Source organism: Psychroserpens sp. S379A, from assembly GCF_049800755.1.
Classification (GTDB): Bacteria; Bacteroidota; Bacteroidia; order Flavobacteriales; family Flavobacteriaceae; genus Psychroserpens.
The window spans coordinates 806,321-829,405 of record NZ_JBNAFQ010000002.1; the positions used below are offsets into that span (position 1 = coordinate 806,321).

The following is a 23,085-nucleotide window of genomic DNA, read 5'->3' on the forward strand; positions in this document are numbered from 1 at the left end:
ATTAAGTCATAATTATATGGAAACATTTTTTATAGTCATCATAAGTATATTAGTGACCTTAGCTATTGTAACTTTAGTGAGGCAATTCAGTATAAAAAAAAGAACCCATTCGCAATCGGTTATTTTATTAGATCGCATTAAAAAAGTCTGTAAATTTATTACTGTAGAAGGTGATTTTGCTGAGATTTACCACTACGAAGATGTTAAAGAACGCTTTTTAAAATTAGTAACGAGTAAAAAGAAAGCATTGGTTGTAATTAATGCCAAAGCGCATGTTGGATTTGACTTGTCTAAAATTAAGTTAGAATCTGATACAAAAACCAAAACAGTTAGATTATTTCATTTTCCGCAACCCGAAGTGTTATCTATTGAAACCGATTTGAATTATTACGATAAAAAAGATGGTATGTTCAATAAGTTTGAAGCTTCAGATTTAACGGAGTTACATAACGAAGCTAAAAATCATATTATGAATAAAGTCCCAGAAAGTGGCTTGTATGACATTGCAAAAAAGGAAGCCTTAGAATCTATTTTACTTATTGAAACTATTGTAGAAACTATTGGTTGGACCTTAGATTATTCGGCTTTAAAAATAGAAGCTAATCAAAACAAGTTGTTGAAATGAATATAGAAGATTTTAGAACATATTGCTTAAGTAAAAAAGGTGTAACCGATGATTTTCCTTTTGATCAAGATACACTTGTGTTTAAAGTGTTAGGTAAAATGTTTGCCCTCTTTCCTTTAGAAAAATGGGAAATTGGTGAAGGGTATGTAAACTTAAAATGCGATCCAGATTATGCCGAAGAATTACGAGCAGAATATGAAAGTATTACAGCAGGTTGGCATATGAGTAAAAAACACTGGAACTCAGTATATATTTATAAAGGTGAGCTACAACCCAAATTCATTTGCGAATTGATTGACCATTCATACGATATGGTGGTTAAAGGCATGCCAAAGAAGAAGCAAGCGGAATTAGAAAATCTGTAAAGCCATTCGTCGACACTTTTTTGTAATCCGTCGACACTAAGTCTCGTTCAACCGAATAATAACTGTTATTGTAATAGATTGAGGTATATTGGCTAATCTAATCCTAGTCAAAATGAAAACCCTCAACGTACTACTCATCGAAGATGACATGATTGAAGTAATGAAACTGAGCAGAGCAACTTCATCATTACAACTCAAGCACAATATTATAGAAGCCAATAATGGTGAAGAAGCTTTAACTTTGTTAGAGCAAAAAGATAAACTACCAGATATCATTCTGTTAGATTTGAATATGCCTAAAATTAACGGGATAGAGTTCTTGAAAATTTTAAAAGCAGACGATCGGCTAAAATACATTCCCACAATTATTTTAACCACGTCTAATAACCAACGCGATCTCTTAGAATGCTATAAAATTGGAATTGCAGGTTATGTGTTAAAACCACTTAAATATGAAGACTATGTTTCTAAAATTGAAAAATTATTAGGATATTGGAGCATCAACGAATTAATTACAGCCTAAGTGATTTTTTAAGATGCTCATACAGTGTTTTTTAACACAATATGAATCCTATATCACTAGGAAAATTGATAATAAGTTAAAATAAATACACCTATGAAAGGGATCATATTTACCGAATTTTTAGAACTTGTAGAAGAAAAATTTGGCTTGGCAATGGTCGATAAAATCATAACCCAATCTAATTTAGAATCTGAAGGCATTTATACAGCTGTTGGTACTTACGAATTTTCAGAAATGCTGCAACTTATTTCTCATCTTAGTGAAAACACAGATATTGCTGTAGACGATTTGCTTATGGTATACTCCGAACATCTCTTTAAAGCGCTTATAAAAACACATCCTAATTTGGTAGAACACTACAAGGATCCTATGAATTTGCTATCCTCCATAGAAAATCATATTCATGTTGAGGTTCAAAAAATATATCCAGATGCCCAATTACCAACTTTTGAACTAGAACAAAAAACAGACGACAAAATGGTAATGGTATACAAGTCAGATAAAGCCTTGTATATGCTAGGTAAGGGCTTAATGTTAGAAACCTTCAAGCTTTTTAAAGTGCCTGTCAATATTGAAATGAAAAAACTAAATGAGAAAGGAACAGAAGTGAGATTTTTCATTAACAAAGCTTAGCATGAGTCACGAAGACGTAGAAATTCTCAAAAGGGCAATTGCTCGAGAACGTGCTTCCAGAAAGGCTGCCGAAGAAATTCTTGAAGCCAAATCTGCTGAACTATTCGAACTCAATCAAAAGTTAGAAGCTTCGCATAAAGAACTCGAAACCTTATATTCTAAAACCAATTCTCAACTACAAGGAGTTTTTGAAAATATTGTAGATGCCTATGTAATAATCGACCTTTTTGGAAATGTCCTTAAAATGAATCAGGCTGCAGTTGAACTCCTTGAATTCGATTCAATTTCTGAAGATGTTAATTTAATGAATCTCGTTGCTCCTGAAGAAGTAAAACGTATAGTGCCTTCTTTCAAAGGGCTTTTGGTAGATGGATCTATTACAAATTTCAAGATTAATATTTTAACCAAAAATAAATCTAATAAATACGTACATATTAATGCGAGTACCATTTATGAAGATGGTATAGCAGTGGCTGCACAAGGTATTGTAAGAGACATAACATTAGAGAATAGGTATCAACAAGCTCTAGAATCTGAGAAGCAGAAATACAGCAATATAATAGCCAATATGAATCTTGGTCTAGTAGAGGTTAACAATGATGATGAGATTTTGATGGTTAACCAAAGTTTTGAAAAAATATCGGGTTATTCAGAATCTGAACTTATTGGAAAAAAAGGTGGAGCGGTTTTTCAAGTAGACCAGGATAAGAATATCATCAAAACAGAAAATGAGAAACGAAAACGTGGCGAATCTAATTCTTACGAATTAAAAGTGAAAAATAAGGCAGGTGAAGTTCGCTATTGGTTAATTAGTGGTGCACCTAACTACGATTTACAAGGAAATGTTATCGGTTCCATCGGAATTCATTTAGATATCACAGAGCTTAAAAATTTAGAGTTCCAAAAAGAAAAATTGCTTCAAAAACTAGAGAAAAGTAACGATGAGTTGCAAGAATATGCACACATTGTTTCTCACGATTTAAAATCGCCTTTACGAAGTATAGATGCCTTGGTCAGTTGGTTAAAAGAAGATAATAAAGATAAATTAGACGAGGCAAGTCTTCAAAATTTTGATCTTATCCAAACCACATTAGAAAAAATGGAACAGCTTATTTCAGACGTTCTCAATTACTCTAGTGTGTCTTCAGATAACAGCGAAAAACAGTCCGTCGACACACAATTATTGTTAGACGATTTGTTAAAAATCCTTTATATACCAGGTCATATAAAAGTTAAATGTATGAGGCAATTACCTGTGTTATGTGGAGATAAAACAAAGCTTCAACAAGTATTTCAGAACCTAATAGGTAATGCGGTTAAATTTAATGATAAGAGCAAAGGTCTCATTGAAATTGATGTTGAAGAACAACCAGAAGCTTTTAAATTTTCAATCAAAGATAATGGCATTGGAATAGCACCTCAATTTCATGAAAATATTTTTAAAATCTTTCATGCATTAAATAAAAGCAAAGATTCTACAGGTATTGGACTGTCTTTGGTTAAAAAAATTGTAAACCTACATGAAGGTCAAATATGGCTAGAAAGTGAACCAGGAATAGGTACTACTTTCTTTTTTACCTTAAAAAAATGATATGAAAACAGTACAATTAGTAAAACAAAATGATAAAGATTGGCAGTATGTGTCACCAAAATTAGAATTAAAAAAGCCTTTGGTTTTAGTATTCGGAAATAGATATGCATTAGAAGAATCATCACTTTATGAAGAGGTACGAGCCTTGTTTCCTAATGGCGAGATTGTTTTTGGTTCAGCTTGTGCCGAAATTTCTTCTGATACAGTCAATGAAAACAGTATCACAATTACAGCTATTGAGTTTGAGAAAAGTAGCTTCCTAGTAAAACGGAGTAACATTTTATCTAAAGAAATGGATAGCCTCGAGACAGGTAAAACACTTATTAATCAATTCCCTTTAGAAGGGTTAAAATATATTTTTGTGGTTTCAGAAGGTAGTTTTGTAAATGGGAGTCAACTTACCAAAGGAATGAATACTGCTATAGATGATAACATTATTATTACTGGAGGTTTGTGTGGTGATGATGCACGATTTGAAAAAACTCTTGCAGGTTATAATGAAAATCCAAAACCAGGAGAAATCATTGCCATCGGATTTTATGGTGAGACCTTAGATATTTCGTTTTCAATTTATGGAGGATGGACACCTTTTGGGCCAGAACGTATTGTTACTAAGTCAGAAGGCAATACCTTATACGAACTAGATGGAAAACCAGCACTAGATTTGTACAAATCGTATTTAGGTGATAAAGCTAAAGATCTTCCAGGTGCAGCTTTATTGTATCCTTTAAACGTTACTTCTGAGTATGAAAATCAGTCTATTGTACGTTCAATTTTGAATATTGATGAAGAGAAAAATGCGGTAATTCTTGCTGGTGATATTGCAGAAAAAGCAAAGGTGCAACTTATGATGACTAATGTAGATAATATTGCAAATGCTTCAGAGAGAGCTGCACAACAAGCACTTGATTTAAGATCCACAAAGCCAGAATTAGCTATGTTAGTAAGCTGTATTGGAAGAAAACTAGTATTGGATCAACGTGTTGAAGAAGAGATAGAAGAGGTTATCGAAGTTCTTGGAAATGATACTACTATTTCAGGGTTTTACTCTTATGGTGAAATTGCGCCTTTTCATGGTGAGGTAAGCTGCCAACTGCACAATCAAACCATGACAATCACCTTAATAAGTGAATAAATGAATTCGTTGCTTAAAAGACAAATACGTAAGTTTCTTAGTGATGAACTAAAAAACAATAAAGACTTGAAGGCATTTCTTGAAGCGGTTGATTTGTCGTATAACAATTTTGATGAGCAATTCGCAATGACACAGAGAGCTATGAAAATCAGTTCTGAAGAGCTATTTGATGCCAACAGGAAACTACACCAAGAAGCTAAAGAACAAAAAGAGTTAATAGATAAGCTTAAAAGTGTCATTAACCGACTAAAGGTTTTCAATAGCAATGCAAAAGCAGATGAAGACCAAGAACTTAATGAACTTCAACTTGTTGCTTTTATTGAAGATCAGGCCAGCGAAATTATTAAAATAAACAAACAACGTGAGGTGTTGATGAAAGAGCTTGAACATCAAAATCAAGAGCTTAGTGATTATGCACATATGGTGTCTCACGATTTAAAATCACCATTGCGAAGTGTTGATACATTAGCAGCTTGGTTAATTGAGGATAACAAAGGTCGTCTTGACGAGCATAGCAGCACACAGTTAAATCTCATTCGTACCAATGTAGAAAAAATGGATGCTCTAATAAGTGGTATTCTAGATTACTCTACCATTGGTAAAGATCGAGATGAGGCTTATCCTGTAGATTTAAATGTGCTTATACAAGAGGTGTTGAAAATGATTGATATTCCAAATCATTTTAATATTACAATTTCTAATTTACCCATAGTATTAGGTGATAAATACCGTTTGCAGCAATTATTTCAAAACTTACTCAGTAACGCGATAAAGTATAATGACAAACCTAGAGGCAAGATTACAATTGGTTTTGAAGAGCAGCAAGAGTATTGGGAGTTCTTTGTAAAAGACAATGGGAAAGGTATCGACGAAAAATATTTCGATAAAATATTTAAAGTTTTTGAAAAGTTAGAAAACACAAAAGACTCAACAGGTGTTGGCTTGTCTATTGTGAAGAAAATTGTAGACGTTTACGGTGGAAGTATTTGGTTAGTTTCTACACCAGGTGAAGGAACGACCTTTTATTTCACCCTTAAAAAACAGCAAAATGGAACAGCCTAACTTATCTTACATTTACAGCATGTCTGGAGGTGATAAGGCTTTTGAACAAAAGCTTATCGATATTATTAAAAACGAATTTCCTGCAGAAAAACAGGTGTACTTTACAAATTTTGAAGCTGAGAATTTTAAAGCAACAGCAGAAAGCGTTCATAAACTTAAACATAAAATTAGTATTTTAGGCCTTGAAAAAAGTTATAAACTTGCTCAGGCTTACGAAACAAATCTTCTTGAAAATACTAAGGTAGGTCATTTAGAATTCGAGGCTGTGCTTAAGATTATAACTGAATACTTAAAACAGTTATAGCACATATTTATGAATTGTATTATCATTGATGATGAAGCAGCTGCGAGAGCCATTATTGGGCAGTTGTGTACTAACGTAGAAGGCTTACACGTAATTGAAGAATTTCCTAATGCAATTCAGGCTATAAAATATCTCAATCAAAACGAGGTCGATCTCATTTTTTTAGACATTCACATGCCAGATTTTACAGGCTTCGATTTTATTGAAACTATTAAAAATCCACCAAAAATTATTTTAACAACATCAGACTCAAAGTTTGCCATTCAAGCTTTTGAATATGATTGTATTGTAGATTATCTCGTGAAACCTATTACACCAGAGCGTTTTCAGAAGGCAATAAAAAAGGCTAAATCAAAAACAGTTTCTCAACCCTCATCCCAATCTGAAAAGGTAGAATCTAGTTCGGGAAATGACCTTTATGTCAATATAGATAGACGACTTATTAAGATTGATATTCCAAGTATTTATCTAGTAGAAGCCAAAGGCGATTACATACATGTAAAAACCGAAACACAAAATTACACTGTGCATTCAACACTTAAGAAAATAGAGGAAAAATTGCCTAAAGATCTTTTTTTAAAAGTTCATCGATCGTACATTATTAATGTCGATAAAATTATTGATATAGAGGATAATAGTGTCTTGATTAAAAAAGATGTGATTCCTGTAAGTCGTTCAAATCGACCAGAACTTATGAAGCGACTTAACTTGCTCTAAAACCATTCATCTACACTTTTTTACCATCCATCGCTGAAGGATTTTAGCCTAACGAATATTCCAGGTTTTCGGCTTAGTTAGCTATAGATTTGTCATTGAATTTAAATTAAAAAAAGATGAATCTACTCGGTAATATTAAAATGAAACTACTTTTAATAGTAGCAGTTCTCACAACAGTAATCGCTCAGGCACAAGATATTCCTTTTAACTGCGACTACAATGCTTATTTGTTTCAATACAACGATGTATATGCCATCGATTTGGCTTCTGGGAATTCTTATCAAGTGGCTCAAGATATAACACCTGGTAATATTAACGCAGCAGCTTATAATCCAGCAGATGGTTTTATTTGGGGTTCTCTATCATCACCTGCAAAGTCGATTGTTAGAATTGGTAAAAACTTTACCACTACCACATTTTATGTAGATGAATTGCCATCAAATAATCGTTATGTTGGTGATATTAATGATAATGGAATTTACTTCTTAAAAGGTGGTGGAACTACATATTATAAAATTGATCTAAATCCAGATTCAGCCAATTACACGTTGCATGAAGCTACCGAAACCTTATCGCAAAACATAAACATTCACGATTGGGCTTTTAATGCTGTCGATAGTCAATTATATACTGTTGAAAAAAACTCCAATATTTTATATCGTATCAATCCGTCAAATGGAATGGTACAAGCCATTGGTGAAGTGCCAATTCTTTCAGGTTTAAATTATACCTATGGCGCAGTTTACTTTGATGCAGATGGTAGATTTTATGTTTCAGCTAATCAAACAGGAACTATTTATGTAATTCAAAATGTTCAGAATTTGACTGAAAGTACTTCAATAGATTCTAATTTGTTTGCTTTCGGACCTTCAAGCGCGAGTAACGATGGTGCACGTTGTCCAACAGCTCCTGTGCCTCAAGAAATTTGTGACAATGGCATTGATGATGATGGAGATGGTTTGATTGATTGTGAAGATCCTTCATGTTCAGGTTTTGGCGAATGTGCTGTTATTGAAGCACCAACTTCTGGTGGAAATGCTGGTGGATTAGAAAGTAATAACCGACTTTCTGAACAAATCAATAAACGTAATTTTAATCGGGTAAAGTCTGGTTATAAGTTTGATATGCAAATGGCGAGACGTATTCAAAGAACCGATAGTTATTTGTTTCGAAATGCAAGTAATACTTTTGGTTTAGAAGATTTTATTCCTCTTGATGTTTTAAATGAAGATGAGGTGATCGAATCAACTCCAGAAGATTTAATTAACATCACCAATGCGTCTGAAATTTATGCAGTAGACTATCTTAAGGAAGGTACACCAGTGGCTTCAATCTTAGCACTAAAAACCGAAAATGGCGTGTACGAACATACTAAGTATATCTGTGATCGTTTACTTGGTGCAGAATTGATTTCGGTTTCAACGATTGCAATTAATGACCAACAGTTTATTAAAGCGATTATTAAAAATGTAGACGGAAGTTTTGAGTATGTATTAAGTTTTTCAGCAAAACCAGAAAACAATGATGAACATTTTGCAATTGATAGCCATTGGAATTTAGATCAGTATGAGCCAAATGCAACTTATTATAACTTTCAAATTTGGACCAATTCTGTAGATGATTTATTTCAGCTTGGTCAAGAAGTATTGCAATTGCTTGATGTTGAAAAACCAATTGTTTCTTACAACAATTCTACGCCTCCTACAGTCTTCGTGAGAAAAGGAAAGTATACCAATGGCGCTTTAGACTTACAGATTGTAAATACAAATGCTACTGAAAGTGTCACCTTTGATGCAGGATTTAGGGCTACTGAAACGAGTGCCTTTAGTAACACAAGCTCTAGTATAGATTTGAACGGACAATACATTACCAACCTTCAAGTAGATACAGGTAATTTATTTGATATTGGATTTAGAATAGGTGACGGAATAGCCACTCCAGATGATTTGTTTATGTCTGATGGACCTTGGGGAATTGACGATTCTCAGCAAAACTCTATGGTAACGACTTATAGTATTACTGAAAACACTTCAGAATTTGACTTGAGCGAATTTCCAATTGAAAGAAATTTAAGTCTCACTGGAACCACAAGTACATATTTAGCGGCTTACAGAGCATTAACACCAAGATTTAAGGCTGTTAATTTGAGTAGTTTCAATAGTTTGAAATTTCAAACAGAAGGTACAGGAACCTTAGAGATAACTTTAGTGAAAGAGAGTGTTACCAACTGGGAAAATCAAATGAAGGCTTATGTTAATTTAAGCAATACGTTAGAAGATGTTGTTATTCCTATTTCAAGTTTTCAAAATCTTTCTGGATATACAGCTCCACTTGATGATATTGTAACAATCGTGTTTACACTCGTTTCAGATTCTGGTATGGTGGAGACAAAAAGCCTAGAAATAAAACAATTGAGATTTTCAGAAGATGAAGTTTTATCAATTGAAGAAGAAGATGCTTCAAGATTATCTCTAGTAGCCATTCCAAATCCAATAACAAGTCAAACACATCTACATGTAACTGCAAAATATAATGAAACAGTTCAACTTGTGGTTTACAATCAATTAGGAAGTCCAGTATATCAATCGAGTGCTTATATTAATGCAGGCTCAAATAAATTACCATTAGAGCTCAATTTAAGTTCAGGAATCTACGTGTTGCAAATTGTAAGTCAGCATAACCTTTATAAATCCCTAAAGATATTAGCTAGATAATCCCTATATAGCTGATTAATGACTTAATTCGTCTCTTGTAGGTAAAACTCATAAAAGAGAGGTTTTAAGTAAAGGCAAAAGTGAAAACTTTTGCCTTTTTTTATCGAAAATTAATAGACTTATTTAGTATATATAAAGATTATCTTAAATAGAGGAGGTAGAGATATTTCTTTTCTTGATATATACTATTCTTCTTTTTTAATTTCGCTTTACTGCATAAAAGACGCATTGTAAAATTAAAATCGTGAACAACATCAGTAAGTTTGTTCTTAAAATAATTAATTATTATTAGGAGAATGAATGGACATTCAAACATTGTGTTTTTGTTGTGAAAATTTTAGAAGAATGTTTAAATAATCCTTTTGTGTTTTACAAATTCAACAGTGTATGTACCAAATAAATACTAATTGAAAGTAGTATTGCTTGTAAAGTTGTCTTACCTTAAAGGATAGAACTATTGACCTGCAGCAAATAAAATTTAAAAAGCTTACAACTTACTTGTAATCTGTTAACTTAAAGCCCTTATTAAAAGATATAATAAGGGTTGAATTGTTTGTAAAAACTGGTTTCTCACTTCAAAATCATAACGAAAAGTCATTCGTATTATGGATTGAAAGATTACTAAAAAGCATATACCATTTCAGTATTAAAAGTGCCAAGGTCGAACATTCATAAGCAAATAAAAAGGCTTAGTTTTTAAATAATGGCTTTTCAAATACCAGCCATTTAAATCGAATTCCAACTTCAGTAAAAGTAAATCCAGCTGCTGTGGCAGAAGCAATATTGCTATGAAGTCCGTATACATTAATTAGGCTTCGCTGTGATAGTTTATAACCTAATTTACCTTGAAATCTGTATGTGGTTTGCCCAGTATAGCTATTAATAAATTGTTTTCCTGTAGCAGCAGTTAGCTCATAAAACCAAGATTTTGGTTTACTTGTGTTTTCATCTTTGATAAGATTAACAAAGATTTCTCCTGCATTGAAGTGTTTCGGACTAAAATAAATCGCAGGTAATTGATCTTTAAACCCGATGTGCTGATAATTAAACCCTACTTTAAGCGCAGGTTTTTTAAGAAGATTGTAGTATAATGAGGTAAACAATAATGTGCGTTGGTTTCCATCATTTTGCGTCGTGTACATCAACTGTGTAAACCATCCTAAATTAAAATTTGTACTTAGGTTATGATTCAAATAAAAATGATTCTGTAAAATTTCACGCTCCAATAAATCGGCATTAAAAGTTTGGATTTCGCGATGGTAACCTAATTCTGTAGATTGTAAACGAAATGGTTTAAACTGCAACGATAATTTGGTTAAGAATTGCGTATAATTATTTTCTTGTGTTTGCGCATCGGTAAGTCCAGCAGAACCTTTAAAAATAATTTGTGGAATCAATTGATAGGACACACCTAAAGAAAAATCATTGGAGCTTGCGCTATTATTTGTAACCGAATTTTCTGTACTTCTGAAATTGTAATTTCCAAATACCTGTAAGTTGGTTGAAAACGGGACGTTAATCGTTGTATTAACATAGTAAGCACTATTGTCTCCATTGTCGAAGGTGTATGCAGCTCTTGTTTCAATCGAAGGTGTAAAAGTTGCATTGAGCTGATTTATAAAGGCTAAGGCATCTTTTTGATTATTGTAGATTTGAAGTGTTTTTTCGGCTGCTTCATAAGCTTCATTAAAACGTCCTAAGGCTTTTAAGTTATTAGCTTTTCCAAGGTTTCCATCAAAAGATGTGCTGTCATTTTCTAGAATAGTATTGTAATCTAAAAGACTCTTTTTAAACTGACTTTTATACACATGTAAAGTAGCTCGTAAGGCCAAAACCCAGTTCTCGTTTTGGTGAGTTTCAAGAAGATCATTAATTAATATTTCAGCGTTTTTATATTTACCATTCCAAATCAAAGCTTGAATATGACGTTCTGTAGTATGGTTTCGGAGTTGTGTTTCTGTTTGATTAGATAAAGTTTTAAAAGACTCTGTGCTTAATTGTAAGGCTTCTTTATCATTACCTTTTAAATGCGAAGCTAAAGCCAAACCATTTAAAGATTCTAAGGTATGATCTGGATTTTCTCCCAAAACATGAAGTACAACTTCGGCCTTATCAATCTTATCCCAAATAAAATAAAGGTTGGCAAGGTTGAGCAAAATGGTTTTATCCTTAGGAAATAATTCTAGGTTGGTTTGTAGTAAAACTTCTGAAATTTTATAGTTCTGTAATTGCTGTTCCTGATATGCATGTCCTAAATAAATGTATTTTTTTGAAACCATTGCACCTGGATTATTAGGAGAAACCACTAAGGCACGATCTACATAAACTAAAGCCTGTTCATATTCTTTTAAATTTGAAAGCGTATTGGCGTAACCTAATAAGGCTGAGAAATTGTTGGCATTTTCGCTTACCAAACTATGGTAGAAGGTTTTTGCGTCCTTAAATTTTGAATTCCAAAGCAAGGCTTCAGCATAATTTAATTTTACTTCAAAATCATTAGGATACGTATTTAATAATTCAGAAAACAACTCTAAAGCCTCAGCAGGCTTATCATTTAAGCCTATAGCTCTACCATAACAAATTTGAGCAGTCTTGTTTTCAGGATGTTCTTGTAATATGTTCTTAAAAAACACAGTCGCTTTTTGGTAATTGCCATTTTCTAAATACTGAAAACCTTCATTCATGTCTTGTGCATAAACGGAATAAGTTAACACTAGAATTAGGTAAATAGATACTGTTTTTATAGTCTTCATAATAGGTTTGTTTCTGTAAATGCAAGTTACGGACGAATAACGCTTCATTCATCTACAGCAATCTACCATCCGTCGAAATCAAAAGGGTATACACGGATTTTGTAATGATATTAGCGTCAGATTTAAACAAAAAAACAATTAAAATTTTACAATTATGGCACTTAAAATTATAGAAAATCAAGGCGTTTTTGAATTACATGGAACATTAAATACGACTACAACTAAACTTTTTAAACAGCATTTTGATTTAATTCTTCAAACAACCAAAAATCTAATCATTAATATTGATGAACTCAACTTTATTGATAAATCTGGAGTTGAGGTTTTAAAGCAATTGCTGTATAAGGGACAAATGAATCATAATTGTTTTTCTATTGTTGGAGATGGTTGCAAAGATATCTACGAAGAGTTTAAAACAACGTTAGCTGCTTAATACTACCATCATGCAAGCAATTACCCGAATTAAACAATATACAATCGCTCCAGAACAATGGTTCATGTTAAGTGTGCTGTTGGTAAATGGTGGAAACTACTTATACAATCTCATTTTAGGAAGGTTATTAGGACCTGAACAATTTGCAGATGCAGCCATACTCATCACATTTCTTTTGGTGCTGTCGTTTGTGGCTATGACTTTTCAATTGGTGACCGCAAAATTTTCGGCAGAATTTGAAGGAGCAATGGCCAAAGGGTTTAACGTAAAAATGTTAAAACATGCTTTATGGTTTGGCGTTGGTCTTGGATTATTAATCATTTTAAATGCTAATACACTTCAAAATTTGTTTCACTCGGCAAATGCCAACATGTTTATGATGTTTGGTTTTGGTGTGCCTTTGTATTTCATTATGAGTGTAAATCGTGGCGTGTTTCAAGGCTTAAAGGCCTTTAGACCTCTATCATTTACCTATCAGCTTGAAATGATAAGTCGTCTGCTTATTACTTTAGCATTAATCAATCTTTTTAATGCTCAGTCTTCCATCTTAATAGCTGTTGGAATACTTTGCTCTTTTGTTTTCGGACTTTTCCCTTTCCGTTTAAATTTTCGACGATTAAAAGAAAAGTTTGTTCTGCCTAAACAGCAATCAAAAATGCTTAAAAAATTCTTTATAATTACCGCATTTTATGAATTGACACAAATAACCATAAACAATAGTGATATTCTACTTGTTAAGCACTATTTTGAATCTTATGAAGCTGGTTTATATGCTTCATTAGCATTGATAGGACGTATTGTGTATTTCATTGCTTGGATGTTTGTAATGATACTACTTCCTACCGTAATCCAATTGCGTAAAGAAGGCAAAAAAACGACTACAATTCTGTTTAAATATGTCTTCTATATTTCGGTGATTGCCGTGAGTATCGTTTTGGTGTGCGCTTTTATTCCAGAATTAGCGATTCAACTTCTTTTTGGCGATCAGTATTTGGCAATGTCTCCATTATTGTGGAAATACGCTTTGGCTACAGGTGTATTTGCTATTTCAAATTTGTTTGCTTATTACTATTTGTCTTTAGATCGTTATGTTCCGGTAATTCTTTCTGGATTTTTCGGAATGCTTCAAATCGCTTTAGTCGTTTGGTTTCATGCTAACTTAGAACAGGTAGTTGAGATGCAGATTGTCGCTATGAGCATATTACTCTGTGTTCAGTTGTGCTATTTTATCGCTTCGGAAAAAGTAATACAAAAAACAATATCGTAACAAAATAACCATTCATCTACACCAAATTGCATCTTAACTATAATAGTCCAAAAATCATACTAATAAGCTGCAATTTTGTATTGAAATTAAACGAAAATTTATAAAAAATGAAACTAGCAATCGTAACCTCTTATCCGCCAAGTAAAGTCACTTTAAATGAATATGCTTTTCATTTGGTAAAACATTTTAGACAAAAGAATGAAGTTTCCGAAATCATATTACTTACAGATAAAACGGAAGCAGATAAAGAACTTTCATTTGAAGGACAAGGATGTAAAATAACAGTAAGAGAGTGTTGGTCGTTTAATAGTTACGAAAATCTTTTTTCTGTTACTAAGGCAATCAATTCAACACAACCTGATGCGGTTCTATTCAATCTTCAATTTATGAAGTTTGGCGACAAAAAAGTGGCTGCAGCACTAGGCTTAATGTTGCCACTTGTATGCAAGTTAAAAGGTATTACTAATATTGTGTTATTGCATAATATTTTGGAGGAAGTCGATTTGAATTCTGCAGGTTTTACGTCAAACAAGTTTATGCGCAAAATTTACGGATTTATAGGTTCAAGTATAACTAGGCTTATTCTTCAAGCAGATGTTGTAGCTGTTACAATGCAAAAATATGTAGATGTGTTAGAACGAAAGTATAAAACTAAAAATGTGATGCTTATTCCACATGGAACTTTTGAAACAGCTACAGAGCAACCAAATTATGAGCTTCCTGATGGTCCAATGCAAATCATGACTTTTGGAAAGTTTGGAACTTACAAAAAGGTAGAGCACATGATTGAAGCGGTTCAGTTAGTAAGGCAACGAACAGGATTAGATTTGGAGGTTGTGGTTGCAGGAACCGATAATCCTAATGTGCCAGGTTATTTAGACCAAGTTAAAACCACTTACAAGCATATTGATCAATTGAGATTTACAGGTTATGTTGAAGAGAGTGATGTGCCAAAACTGTTTAAAGAAAGTGCAGTTGTCGTATTTCCTTATACATCAACCACAGGAAGTTCGGGTGTGTTACACCAAGCAGGTAGTTATGGTAAAGCAGTGGTGATGCCTAACTTAGGGGATTTAGCATTACTGGTTAAAGATGAAGGTTATCAAGGTGAGTTTTTTGAACCGCAATCTGTTGAAAGTCTTGCAGATGCAATTGAAGCAATTGTGACGAATACAGCTTACATGAAACAATTAGGTGTTGCAAATTTTGAGGCTGCTAATGCCTTTCCAATGGATAAAATTACGCAACGCTATATTGACACATTTCAAGCTATTGAAGCTTCCAAGTCGAATAAAGTAACAGATTTTATATTCAATTCTATTCAGTAGCAATATATGGAAATGCGAGTTTAGGATTTCCTTCATTATCAATAAACCCAAAGTGTTTTTGAATGCTTTTTCTCCAAGGAAGCGATCCAACCACTTCTTTAGGTATAGAGTCAAAATCGTAGAGCGTCCAAGACATTGCATGTAAATTGTGAACTTTAATTAATTCTTGAGCAGTTTTATGATAATTGGCTTGCTCGTCATCAGAATTTCCAAAAGGTTTCCAAAACCCACTATAAGATGACATCCCAAATTCACCTAAAAGAATCGGTTTGTCTTGCACTTCATCTTTTAAAGAATTTAGCTTCATTTCTAAGTCAGATAATGCATCATAGTAATGAAAAGTGACTAAGTCAACTTTGTTTTTAAGAAGTTTTGCACTTTCTATATTAGACCAGCCAATAGTCACAGGATGTTTTGGGTCTAAGAATTTTACATGATTTATCATGTTTTCAAGCCATGACAATACGTTGGAGCGTCCTCTATTTTTAAAATCGAGATTAGGCTCATTTTTAATATCCCAACCTAATAGTGCGTTGTGCGCTTTTAAAGCCTTAACAATCTGTTCGGCATGTTTCATATTTAAGGTCCAATCTAAAACTTCATAATTGCCGTAAAAATCGAAAAGCGTAACCATTACCTTCAAATCAAACTGTTCAGCAATATCAAGGGTTTTCTTTAATTTGTCTATTTTGTCACTAGAGACATGAGCACCACCAAAATCGTCATATTGAACGAAAATACGAAGGGTGTTGATACCTGCATTGTGCAATAATTCAAAATCTTTGGAGAGTATAACTTCAGAAAATTTATCGCCAAACATGTCCCAAGGTGAATCTTTTGGGTAGTAATTAATACCAACAAGTCTGTCTTTTGGTAAGGTTACAGAATGCGTAGAGTAATCTAACATTTTACTTTCAATTTTCGTTTTATGCCTAATACGCCAAAACCCATCTTCAAGTAATAAAATAATTTTATAAGTAGATAACTCTCTCACTTCATTTATAAGTTGATTTTCCTTAAAAATTCGCTGGTATTCGACAACGTTATGATCTGTGAGTACTGCGAGTTGTCCGTCTTCACTAAAGAATTCCAGTTTAGGATGATGCTCAAGCGTTGTAGACTCAATATGAATATGTTGAGAAAGATTAAATTTAATGAGTTCAGTAATAGGCTTTCGTGCACTTTCAGTGTAATAATCCTCAAGACCTTCAGTAGTGTTGGTCTTATTGGCTACATGTACAACATACCAAGCGTCAAGATAATCATTTTCTATAGCTTCAAGATTGGTTGCATCAATTGGTCTTCCTTCATTTGAGTTCACATTCCAAATAAGATTTGGAGTATAGTGTACTGTTTTGTTGATTTCTGTGTGTAGCATACTGCTGCGATCTGCTCCTGTATTGAGGTAGCCAAAAATTGCGCTAATGCCATAAACAATGAAGCCAATAATAAGGATATAAGAGGTGATTAAGATACTACGCAAAATATTTTTATTAAGATTTACCATACAGAAACATCTTTAAAGGATTTTATAATTCCGGCAGATTCGATTTCAAAATTGTACTGACCTTTAGGAATCTCAGCATCCTTAAGATTAAACGTTACTATACCATCAACTGTGGTTTTAAAGCTTTTAAAAAGTTTGTCGGTTTGGTCAAACACCTTTAGCTGTACCTTCATGCCATCAGGAATCATTTGATTCATAAAACTTTTAAGAGGTCCAACAGTTACTAGTCTTGAGGTTTCTGAAAACGTCACATCAAAATCTTCTACAGCTTGTTTAAAGGTTAACTGTATACTATTGCTTTCTGAAATTCCCTCCACATAGGCTTTGACTTTCCAATTTGATTCAAATTCGGGATGAATCATTTGTGCCTGAGCAACACCATTAATCGTAAGTCCAGATGTTTGTAAAATTTGCGTCTGTCCGGTTTTAATATAAAACTGAACAAAGGTTCCATCACTTACCACATTATCGTGTTTGTCTGTAATAATAGAGGTAGTAAAGGTTGTTATTTGATTGCCATCTGCATAGTGATGAATACGCTGAGCTTTAAGGCGAAAATTTGTTGGAATTGCTGGTTGTACAACAATGGTATATTCCTTAGAGTTCAGTCCAAAACATTCTGAAGCCACTAAGATTTTTCCGCTTTTAGGTAGCGAATAGATATTTTGATATGCAATTTGGTGTCTAACCAAAAGACTATCAGTTTGGATTGTTTCTAGAAATTGTTGTTTGGTAGTAACTGGCGTTTGTTCGTCTAAGGGATTGTCATATAGGTCTGTTGGAATTGAGACTAACATCGAAAAATCTGTTCCACCTGCTACAACGCTTGGTGGTCCCAAATAATTTTCAATTTTTGCGGCTTTCTTAATGGGGTTAATCTTCAAGTTTCCTTTTAAACTGAAGTCTTCTAATGTTAATATCCAATTGATATTACCTGCTTTCTTAGAAAGCACATCTGGGAGTGTGTATTTTAAGATTTTATTATTAAGTTCGGGTTCTAGGATGGTGCTACCATAACTTCCAGAACAAAACAATAAGGGTTTAGAAATAGATGCTGAAGCGAATTCTAACGTTATATGATCTCCCGCAGTATACACTTTATTGCTGGTTAGCAATGCTATTTGGATATTATTTGGACTAGACGTTTTTTCATTAGTTTGAAAGAACAAGCACGTAAAAAGGACAAGTATGTAGTTTAGGTATAACTTCATTAGTTCGGATTTCCAATATAGGCATTTGACTCTATTTTAATATAACTAAACTCCGAATTTGACAGCACTTGTAATTCTGATGTGCTATGGTTTTCTTTTCGTTTCGGAATAATTTTGTTTGAAATAGCATCATTCGGTAGCCCATTTACAAACACGTTAGCTAGGTCGTCATTTATGACTTCAACGGTATTAGATTTTAAAAGAATATAATCAAAATTTTGTTTTCGTTGTTGACGAATACCTTCCTTTAAAAAAAGATGATCTACCCAGACCAATGATTTGTTTTCATCGTAATAGGAGAATAAAAGCTGCGGAATGGTAACTTCTTCAGTTCCCGAATTGAATAATTCTCCAGAAAGACCTGTGGCATGCAGTTGAAGCTGACTTATTGAAACGTTTTTATATAATCCAGATCCAGAAACATTTCCAGCAGCTTGCAGATTAAACTTAGTTGGTTGCTCGTTAAGTTCTATAGGCGTAAACTCATCGGGATTAAAACTTTTAGGAATAGAATCTTGTATTTTAGTCCATGCTATGCCTTCAAAATTAATACGAAACGCTGTAACTTCTTTAGGCATTAATTTGTGTTTCATGTGATATTTTGCGTTGTAGGTTGCCAATTCTTTGTTGTCGTCATTGTAAAGCGTGCCTTTTAAAACCACATCAGCGGGAACGTTGTCAATGTTCTGTACTTCACCAATAATAGCATATTGATTCTTATGTTTAACAAGTTTGGCATGAAGTACTTCTAAAACAGGTTGTTTAAGAATGTCTTCGTGATAGGTTTGCTCTGTGGTAATTCGTCTTCGACCTTGATTGAAAAAACGCGTGGTGTTTTGAGTGTAAAGTTGATCTGGAGGAAGGTCATTATTGATGTCTTCAGGGTTTAAATACCAATGTCCATTAACTTTTGATAATGATTTTAATTCTTTTTTATGAATCTTTTCTAATGGTGTAATCCATTTTGTTTTAACTTCAATTGTGGTTTCCTCGGTAGATTGTTTAAGAATTTGTGTGCTAATCGCATCAAGTTTTGCATAGCTGCTCAGTAAACCATCAGTTACTGAAACTTGAAGCATGTAGTCTTCTAAGGTTAACTTTGTTTTTGGATTAATCAATTCGAATGCAGTTTCAAATTTCTTAAAATCTAAGGCATCATAATATGCTAAAACGACATCTTCTGGCTGACTTTGACTAAGTTTTTTTAAGTATAAATTATAGATAGAGACACTAATAATAATCACTAAAGTAACACCCCAAAGTTGATTGAAATTGATGAGCTTTCCTGAGATTTTGGAGTATTCAGATTTGTAATTCAAAAATACTTTTTGTGATTGTTTTTTAGTTTTGAGCGCATGTACTAAAATCATTTGTATATTCAGAATAAAGGCAATCAATAGAGTAAGAATTGGTATAGTTCCCCAAAGTACTTTTTGCCAAGTATCAACATTGTTTTTGGGTAGGATAGAAGGAATTGGAGGAACATTTAATCGTTCCCAAACCATAATACCATTTTCAAGTTGTCTTAAACGTTGCCATCCACAGAAATACAATATTGGATCATAGAATTTATCGTTAGAAAAAATGTATTTTAAGTTATACTTCTCTGGTGTGGTTAAAAATTGTTGTAGTGATCCAATACCAGCAACACCTTTAAATTTTGAGTTTTCTAATCGTTCAATTGGTCTTGTAGTAAGTTCAGGTAAACGACGCGCAGAATGATAATTTCCATCTACACTCATAGCATTTGTTTGCGCACTTAACCAAGCCATTTGATCGCCAAAGCCTAAGGTTAAAAAACGCCATTTGTCGTGATCGTCTTGATTTAAAAAGTTTACAATGGGTAGCATTTTGATTTGATCTGGCTGCGATGGCCTAAAATAACCAAGGCTTATGGTAAAAATTGCCATAAACACGAAAAGTGCTGCTAAGAAACCTCCAAGTAGTCTATGGTAAATTGCACCAAAAGAGGTTTGAATTTTGAGTTTTATGTCTTTTTCAACAAAGCGATACACAAACTCTCCAAAAATAGGAAGCGACATAATTGATGCCCAAAGTGTAAACCGATCTAGAGTTAAAATATTAAAAGCTGTTTCACCTAATACCATTTTAGGAATGACTGTTGTGCCACCTGTACCTAAAATACTCAAAGCTGAGATCGATAGACCAAAAAACAAGTAACGTTTACTGTAGTATCTGTAAAAAATATACGGAAGTATAAATAGTAAAATTCCCCAAGGGACTAAAAAGAATACCAATCCGGATGAGGTAACGTCAATAAAACTATCGCGAGAGCCATGAGGAATAGGTACTTGTGTTATCGGATTATTTTTTGAATTAATCCAATACGGAAGAATACAAGTAATAATGATGATTAAGGCTAGAACACCAAAAACAACAATACGTTTAAATAGATTTAGGAAACTCGCAAAAAACAGTTTAAAAGTTATGGCTTTGTAACTGTTTGTCGCTGCTTTAGCATGATCCATTATTGCCATACCAATTAACGGAAAGATAAAAAACACCATTCCAAATATTGGTGTAACATGATGTGAGGTTACAGTTACAGCAACAAGTGATAACGAAGTACATAAGTACCAAAGTTTTCCAGTTCGTAACCAAAGGTATATTTCAGGTAAGGCATGCATTAATACAGAAATACCTACAATGCTAGGTAGTTGACCAAAAATATGTAAGGTTTCTACAAAAGATGAAGAAAATACACATAATATTGCTGCATATCCAGCGACATTTCGATTGCCACTAATTAATAATGAAAAGCGATAAACACCTGTTATAAATAATACAATAGCAATTAAGGCAACTGTGAATAATCCAAATTTTAATCCACCAACCAATGACAGTAATGCAATAGATTGGTGCACTAAAGGAGGATAGCTCATTACTGTAAATCCAGTATACCATTTAAAGCTCCAAGGTTCAAACCAACTAGAAGCATAGTGCTCTGCAAAAAACAAATGTATTAAGGCATCATAAGTGGTTTCAAGTGTAAAGAAGATAGAACTACCATGAAATGCCAACCCTAAAAGTAAGGCTGCTATTAAATATTTGTTCGTGGTTTCTTTCATTTATAATCGGTTATTATTAGATGTTGTAAAGATATAGAATATCAAAAGTCAGGCAATTATCATTCGTCTACAGCAAACAACCATTCGTCTACACGAATGGAGAAGTCAACTAAAATTGGATTTTTTGAAGGTTAAGCCCACTACTTTTGAGGTATCAAAATTAAAAATTTAAGTCATGAAAATCTTAGCAATAGACGACCAGCAGTTAGTTTTATTACCACTAAAAAAACGATTAACAGAATTAGGATATGAAGTTAGAATTGAAACTGATGCAGCCAGAGGAATGGAGCTTGTTTCAAATTTTAATCCTGATTTGGTCATCGTAGATATTAATATGCCAGTGATTTCTGGATTGGATATTGTGAAGCATATAAGAGCTATTGAAACTAAACATATTCCAGTAATGGTTTTATCAGGAAACACTCAAGATGTTACTATTTCTAAAGGTTTTGAGCTAGGTGTAGACGAATACATGAAAAAACCATTAAGTTTAAATGAAATATGTACACGTGTTAAAAAACTTATTGGTTCTCCTGCTCAGGCTAATGAGGTTCAGGCTACAGATGTTATGATTCAACAACGTTGTGTTGGAGTAGTAATCCCTTGTTATAATGAAGAAGAACGTTTAAAAAGTAAAGCATTTTTGGATTTTGTTGAAAAACATTCAGGGTATCATTTGTGTTTTGTAAATGATGGAAGCAAAGACAATACTTTAAATGTCTTGTATGAACTTCAGAAAGGAAGAACAGATTACATTACAGTGTATAACTGTGAGAAAAATGGAGGTAAAGCTGAAGCTGTAAGACGTGGTATGCTACACATGGCCAAAAAACAAGATCTCGACTATATTGGATTTTTAGATGCTGATCTTTCAACAGATTTAGCTGATTTTGATGATTTAGTAACAACAATTGAAAATTCGGAATTTAAGATCGTAAGTGGTTCAAGAATTTCTCGAATGGGAGCCAATATCACTAAAGAGTCTGCTAGAAAGCTCATAAGCTTAAGCATCAATTTTATCATCCGTAAGATTTTATCAATGGATTTCAAAGACACGCAGTGTGGTGCTAAGATTTTTCATAAAGACATCATTCCTGTGGCTTTTAATGAAGCATTTGTTACCCAATGGATTTTTGATGTAGAAATCTTTAAACGCGTGACAAAAAAGTACGGCTTAAAACAAGCTAAAGCCATGCTTTGCGAGCAACCTTTAAAACGTTGGATTCATGCCGATGGTTCTAAACTGTCTATGAAGGATTCTATAAAGATTATTATGCAACTTGGGGAAATTGCTTGGGTGTATCGAAACAAAAAGACAATAAATAATGACATGGTAGAGCCTGTGGCTAGTCTTGTTAAAACCTACTAAAATTGCATGAAAACAGGAGTCATTATTTTATTTCATAATTACGAAAACGAATTGGAACCTAAAGTACTAATTGAACAGATTCAACAATTGGATACTATACCCATTTGCTTGGTAAACAATGAAAGTAAAGACAACACCTACGATATCGTAAAAGATATTAGAGACCATTGTCCTAATGTTTCGGTTGTAAACATTAAAAAATTTAAATCAGACTTATCGGCAATTCGTGCAGGAGCAAGATATCTATTGAGTGCAAGAAAATTAAAAACTCTTGGGTATATCAATACCAATCTAATTCCAGTCGATTTTGGACTTGCACATTTATTTGAAGATGTAATTTCTTATCGAGAGCAATTATTCAAGTCTAGACTACCGTTATTAAAACCAAATAATACAAACATTCGAAATCAGTTGTTTTCAATAATTGACGAGTTGCATCGACTAGAAGCTGTTTAATAT

Annotated in this window: 19 protein-coding genes; 15 read left to right on the forward strand and 4 right to left on the reverse strand. The window is 33.2% G+C overall.

Annotated elements, in window-relative coordinates; genetic code table 11:
* Nucleotides 1-16: 16 nt before the first annotated feature.
* The 10 genes from ACP15M_RS08405 to ACP15M_RS08450 all read left to right on the forward strand — a co-directional run bounded on the left by ACP15M_RS08405 (nucleotide 17) and on the right by ACP15M_RS08450 (nucleotide 9,669).
* Entirely contained in the window at nucleotides 17-625 is a 609-nt protein-coding gene (locus ACP15M_RS08405; protein WP_425076747.1) for a DUF4230 domain-containing protein, read from the forward strand.
* Nucleotides 622-990, forward strand: a complete 369-nt coding sequence (locus ACP15M_RS08410) for an MmcQ/YjbR family DNA-binding protein (RefSeq protein ID WP_425076748.1) — start codon at nucleotides 622-624, stop codon at nucleotides 988-990. The genes ACP15M_RS08405 and ACP15M_RS08410 overlap by 4 nt, the downstream gene beginning before the upstream one ends.
* 112 nt (nucleotides 991-1,102) lie before the next feature.
* On the forward strand, nucleotides 1,103-1,513 hold the full coding sequence (locus ACP15M_RS08415) for a response regulator (protein WP_425076749.1): 411 nt from the start codon (nucleotides 1,103-1,105) through the stop codon (nucleotides 1,511-1,513).
* A 93-nt stretch (nucleotides 1,514-1,606) separates the two neighbouring features.
* Nucleotides 1,607-2,146 carry a heme NO-binding domain-containing protein gene (locus ACP15M_RS08420; RefSeq protein ID WP_425076750.1) on the forward strand — a complete coding sequence of 180 codons (540 nt, stop codon included), beginning with the start codon at nucleotides 1,607-1,609 and terminating at the stop codon, nucleotides 2,144-2,146.
* A gap of 1 nt (nucleotide 2,147) precedes the next feature.
* Nucleotides 2,148-3,737: a PAS domain-containing sensor histidine kinase gene (locus ACP15M_RS08425; RefSeq protein ID WP_425076751.1), complete on the forward strand. Its 1,590-nt coding sequence runs from the start codon at nucleotides 2,148-2,150 to the stop codon at nucleotides 3,735-3,737.
* Nucleotide 3,738: 1 nt separating this feature from the next.
* Nucleotides 3,739-4,872 (forward strand): FIST signal transduction protein, encoded by a 1,134-nt coding sequence (locus ACP15M_RS08430; protein WP_425076752.1) that lies wholly within the window; start codon nucleotides 3,739-3,741, stop codon nucleotides 4,870-4,872.
* Complete coding sequence (locus ACP15M_RS08435; protein ID WP_425076753.1) at nucleotides 4,873-5,934, forward strand: sensor histidine kinase; 1,062 nt, start codon at nucleotides 4,873-4,875, stop codon at nucleotides 5,932-5,934.
* Complete coding sequence (locus ACP15M_RS08440; protein ID WP_425076754.1) at nucleotides 5,921-6,238, forward strand: Hpt domain-containing protein; 318 nt, start codon at nucleotides 5,921-5,923, stop codon at nucleotides 6,236-6,238. The genes ACP15M_RS08435 and ACP15M_RS08440 overlap by 14 nt, the downstream gene beginning before the upstream one ends.
* 9 nt (nucleotides 6,239-6,247) lie before the next feature.
* Nucleotides 6,248-6,955 (forward strand): LytR/AlgR family response regulator transcription factor, encoded by a 708-nt coding sequence (locus ACP15M_RS08445; protein WP_425076755.1) that lies wholly within the window; start codon nucleotides 6,248-6,250, stop codon nucleotides 6,953-6,955.
* Between the two features lie 116 nt (nucleotides 6,956-7,071).
* The gene (locus tag ACP15M_RS08450; RefSeq protein WP_425076756.1) at nucleotides 7,072-9,669 is read left to right on the forward strand and encodes a DUF6923 family protein; all 2,598 of its coding nucleotides are present in this window, start codon (nucleotides 7,072-7,074) and stop codon (nucleotides 9,667-9,669) included.
* Nucleotides 9,670-10,358: 689 nt separating this feature from the next.
* Here the strand turns inward: ACP15M_RS08450 and ACP15M_RS08455 are convergent.
* Nucleotides 10,359-12,422, reverse strand: a complete 2,064-nt coding sequence (locus tag ACP15M_RS08455) for a tetratricopeptide repeat protein (protein WP_425076757.1) — start codon at nucleotides 12,420-12,422, stop codon at nucleotides 10,359-10,361.
* A 154-nt stretch (nucleotides 12,423-12,576) separates the two neighbouring features.
* On the opposite strand from ACP15M_RS08455, the gene ACP15M_RS08460 reads away from it, so the two are divergent.
* The 3 genes from ACP15M_RS08460 to ACP15M_RS08470 all read left to right on the forward strand — a co-directional run bounded on the left by ACP15M_RS08460 (nucleotide 12,577) and on the right by ACP15M_RS08470 (nucleotide 15,450).
* Nucleotides 12,577-12,855 carry an STAS domain-containing protein gene (locus tag ACP15M_RS08460; RefSeq protein WP_425076758.1) on the forward strand — a complete coding sequence of 93 codons (279 nt, stop codon included), beginning with the start codon at nucleotides 12,577-12,579 and terminating at the stop codon, nucleotides 12,853-12,855.
* Nucleotides 12,856-12,865: 10 nt separating this feature from the next.
* Entirely contained in the window at nucleotides 12,866-14,122 is a 1,257-nt protein-coding gene (locus ACP15M_RS08465) for an oligosaccharide flippase family protein (protein WP_425076759.1), read from the forward strand.
* 107 nt (nucleotides 14,123-14,229) lie between these two features.
* Nucleotides 14,230-15,450 (forward strand): glycosyltransferase, encoded by a 1,221-nt coding sequence (locus ACP15M_RS08470; RefSeq protein WP_425076760.1) that lies wholly within the window; start codon nucleotides 14,230-14,232, stop codon nucleotides 15,448-15,450.
* Here the strand turns inward: ACP15M_RS08470 and ACP15M_RS08475 are convergent.
* Genes ACP15M_RS08475 through ACP15M_RS08485 form a run of 3 tightly spaced genes read right to left on the reverse strand, consistent with a single transcriptional unit; the run spans nucleotide 15,440 to nucleotide 21,257 of the window.
* The gene (locus ACP15M_RS08475; RefSeq protein ID WP_425076761.1) at nucleotides 15,440-16,933 is read right to left on the reverse strand and encodes a DUF4434 domain-containing protein; all 1,494 of its coding nucleotides are present in this window, start codon (nucleotides 16,931-16,933) and stop codon (nucleotides 15,440-15,442) included. The genes ACP15M_RS08470 and ACP15M_RS08475 overlap by 11 nt on opposite strands.
* Before the next feature lie 17 nt (nucleotides 16,934-16,950).
* Complete coding sequence (locus tag ACP15M_RS08480; RefSeq protein ID WP_425076762.1) at nucleotides 16,951-18,168, reverse strand: hypothetical protein; 1,218 nt, start codon at nucleotides 18,166-18,168, stop codon at nucleotides 16,951-16,953.
* A complete protein-coding gene (locus tag ACP15M_RS08485; protein ID WP_425076763.1) occupies nucleotides 18,168-21,257 on the reverse strand; it encodes a hypothetical protein in 3,090 nt (1,029 codons plus the stop codon). Before ACP15M_RS08485 ends, ACP15M_RS08480 begins: the two co-directional genes overlap by 1 nt.
* A 175-nt stretch (nucleotides 21,258-21,432) precedes the next feature.
* Here ACP15M_RS08485 and ACP15M_RS08490 point away from each other — a divergent pair, with 175 nt between their 5' ends.
* Both ACP15M_RS08490 and ACP15M_RS08495 read left to right on the forward strand, forming a co-directional pair.
* Complete coding sequence (locus ACP15M_RS08490) at nucleotides 21,433-22,626, forward strand: response regulator (RefSeq protein ID WP_425076764.1); 1,194 nt, start codon at nucleotides 21,433-21,435, stop codon at nucleotides 22,624-22,626.
* Nucleotides 22,627-22,632: 6 nt separating this feature from the next.
* Entirely contained in the window at nucleotides 22,633-23,082 is a 450-nt protein-coding gene (locus ACP15M_RS08495) for a glycosyltransferase (RefSeq protein ID WP_425076765.1), read from the forward strand.
* The last annotated feature ends 3 nt before the right edge of the window (nucleotides 23,083-23,085 follow it).

Bases quoted from the DNA above. Each gene is read 5' to 3' on its own strand.
- ACP15M_RS08465 (WP_425076759.1), top strand. From the start codon at position 12,866: ATGCAAGCAATTACCCGAATTAAACAATATACAATCGCTCCAGAACAA.
- ACP15M_RS08430 (WP_425076752.1), top strand. From the start codon at position 3,739: ATGAAAACAGTACAATTAGTAAAACAAAATGATAAAGATTGGCAGTAT.
- ACP15M_RS08450 (WP_425076756.1), top strand. From the start codon at position 7,072: ATGAATCTACTCGGTAATATTAAAATGAAACTACTTTTAATAGTAGCA.
- ACP15M_RS08415 (WP_425076749.1), top strand. From the start codon at position 1,103: ATGAAAACCCTCAACGTACTACTCATCGAAGATGACATGATTGAAGTA.
- ACP15M_RS08425 (WP_425076751.1), top strand. From the start codon at position 2,148: ATGAGTCACGAAGACGTAGAAATTCTCAAAAGGGCAATTGCTCGAGAA.
- ACP15M_RS08485 (WP_425076763.1), bottom strand. From the start codon at position 21,257: ATGAAAGAAACCACGAACAAATATTTAATAGCAGCCTTACTTTTAGGG.
- ACP15M_RS08495 (WP_425076765.1), top strand. From the start codon at position 22,633: ATGAAAACAGGAGTCATTATTTTATTTCATAATTACGAAAACGAATTG.
- ACP15M_RS08420 (WP_425076750.1), top strand. From the start codon at position 1,607: ATGAAAGGGATCATATTTACCGAATTTTTAGAACTTGTAGAAGAAAAA.
- ACP15M_RS08455 (WP_425076757.1), bottom strand. From the start codon at position 12,422: ATGAAGACTATAAAAACAGTATCTATTTACCTAATTCTAGTGTTAACT.
- ACP15M_RS08440 (WP_425076754.1), top strand. From the start codon at position 5,921: ATGGAACAGCCTAACTTATCTTACATTTACAGCATGTCTGGAGGTGAT.
- ACP15M_RS08470 (WP_425076760.1), top strand. From the start codon at position 14,230: ATGAAACTAGCAATCGTAACCTCTTATCCGCCAAGTAAAGTCACTTTA.
- ACP15M_RS08445 (WP_425076755.1), top strand. From the start codon at position 6,248: ATGAATTGTATTATCATTGATGATGAAGCAGCTGCGAGAGCCATTATT.
- ACP15M_RS08435 (WP_425076753.1), top strand. From the start codon at position 4,873: ATGAATTCGTTGCTTAAAAGACAAATACGTAAGTTTCTTAGTGATGAA.
- ACP15M_RS08480 (WP_425076762.1), bottom strand. From the start codon at position 18,168: ATGAAGTTATACCTAAACTACATACTTGTCCTTTTTACGTGCTTGTTC.
- ACP15M_RS08460 (WP_425076758.1), top strand. From the start codon at position 12,577: ATGGCACTTAAAATTATAGAAAATCAAGGCGTTTTTGAATTACATGGA.
- ACP15M_RS08410 (WP_425076748.1), top strand. From the start codon at position 622: ATGAATATAGAAGATTTTAGAACATATTGCTTAAGTAAAAAAGGTGTA.
- ACP15M_RS08405 (WP_425076747.1), top strand. From the start codon at position 17: ATGGAAACATTTTTTATAGTCATCATAAGTATATTAGTGACCTTAGCT.
- ACP15M_RS08490 (WP_425076764.1), top strand. From the start codon at position 21,433: ATGAAAATCTTAGCAATAGACGACCAGCAGTTAGTTTTATTACCACTA.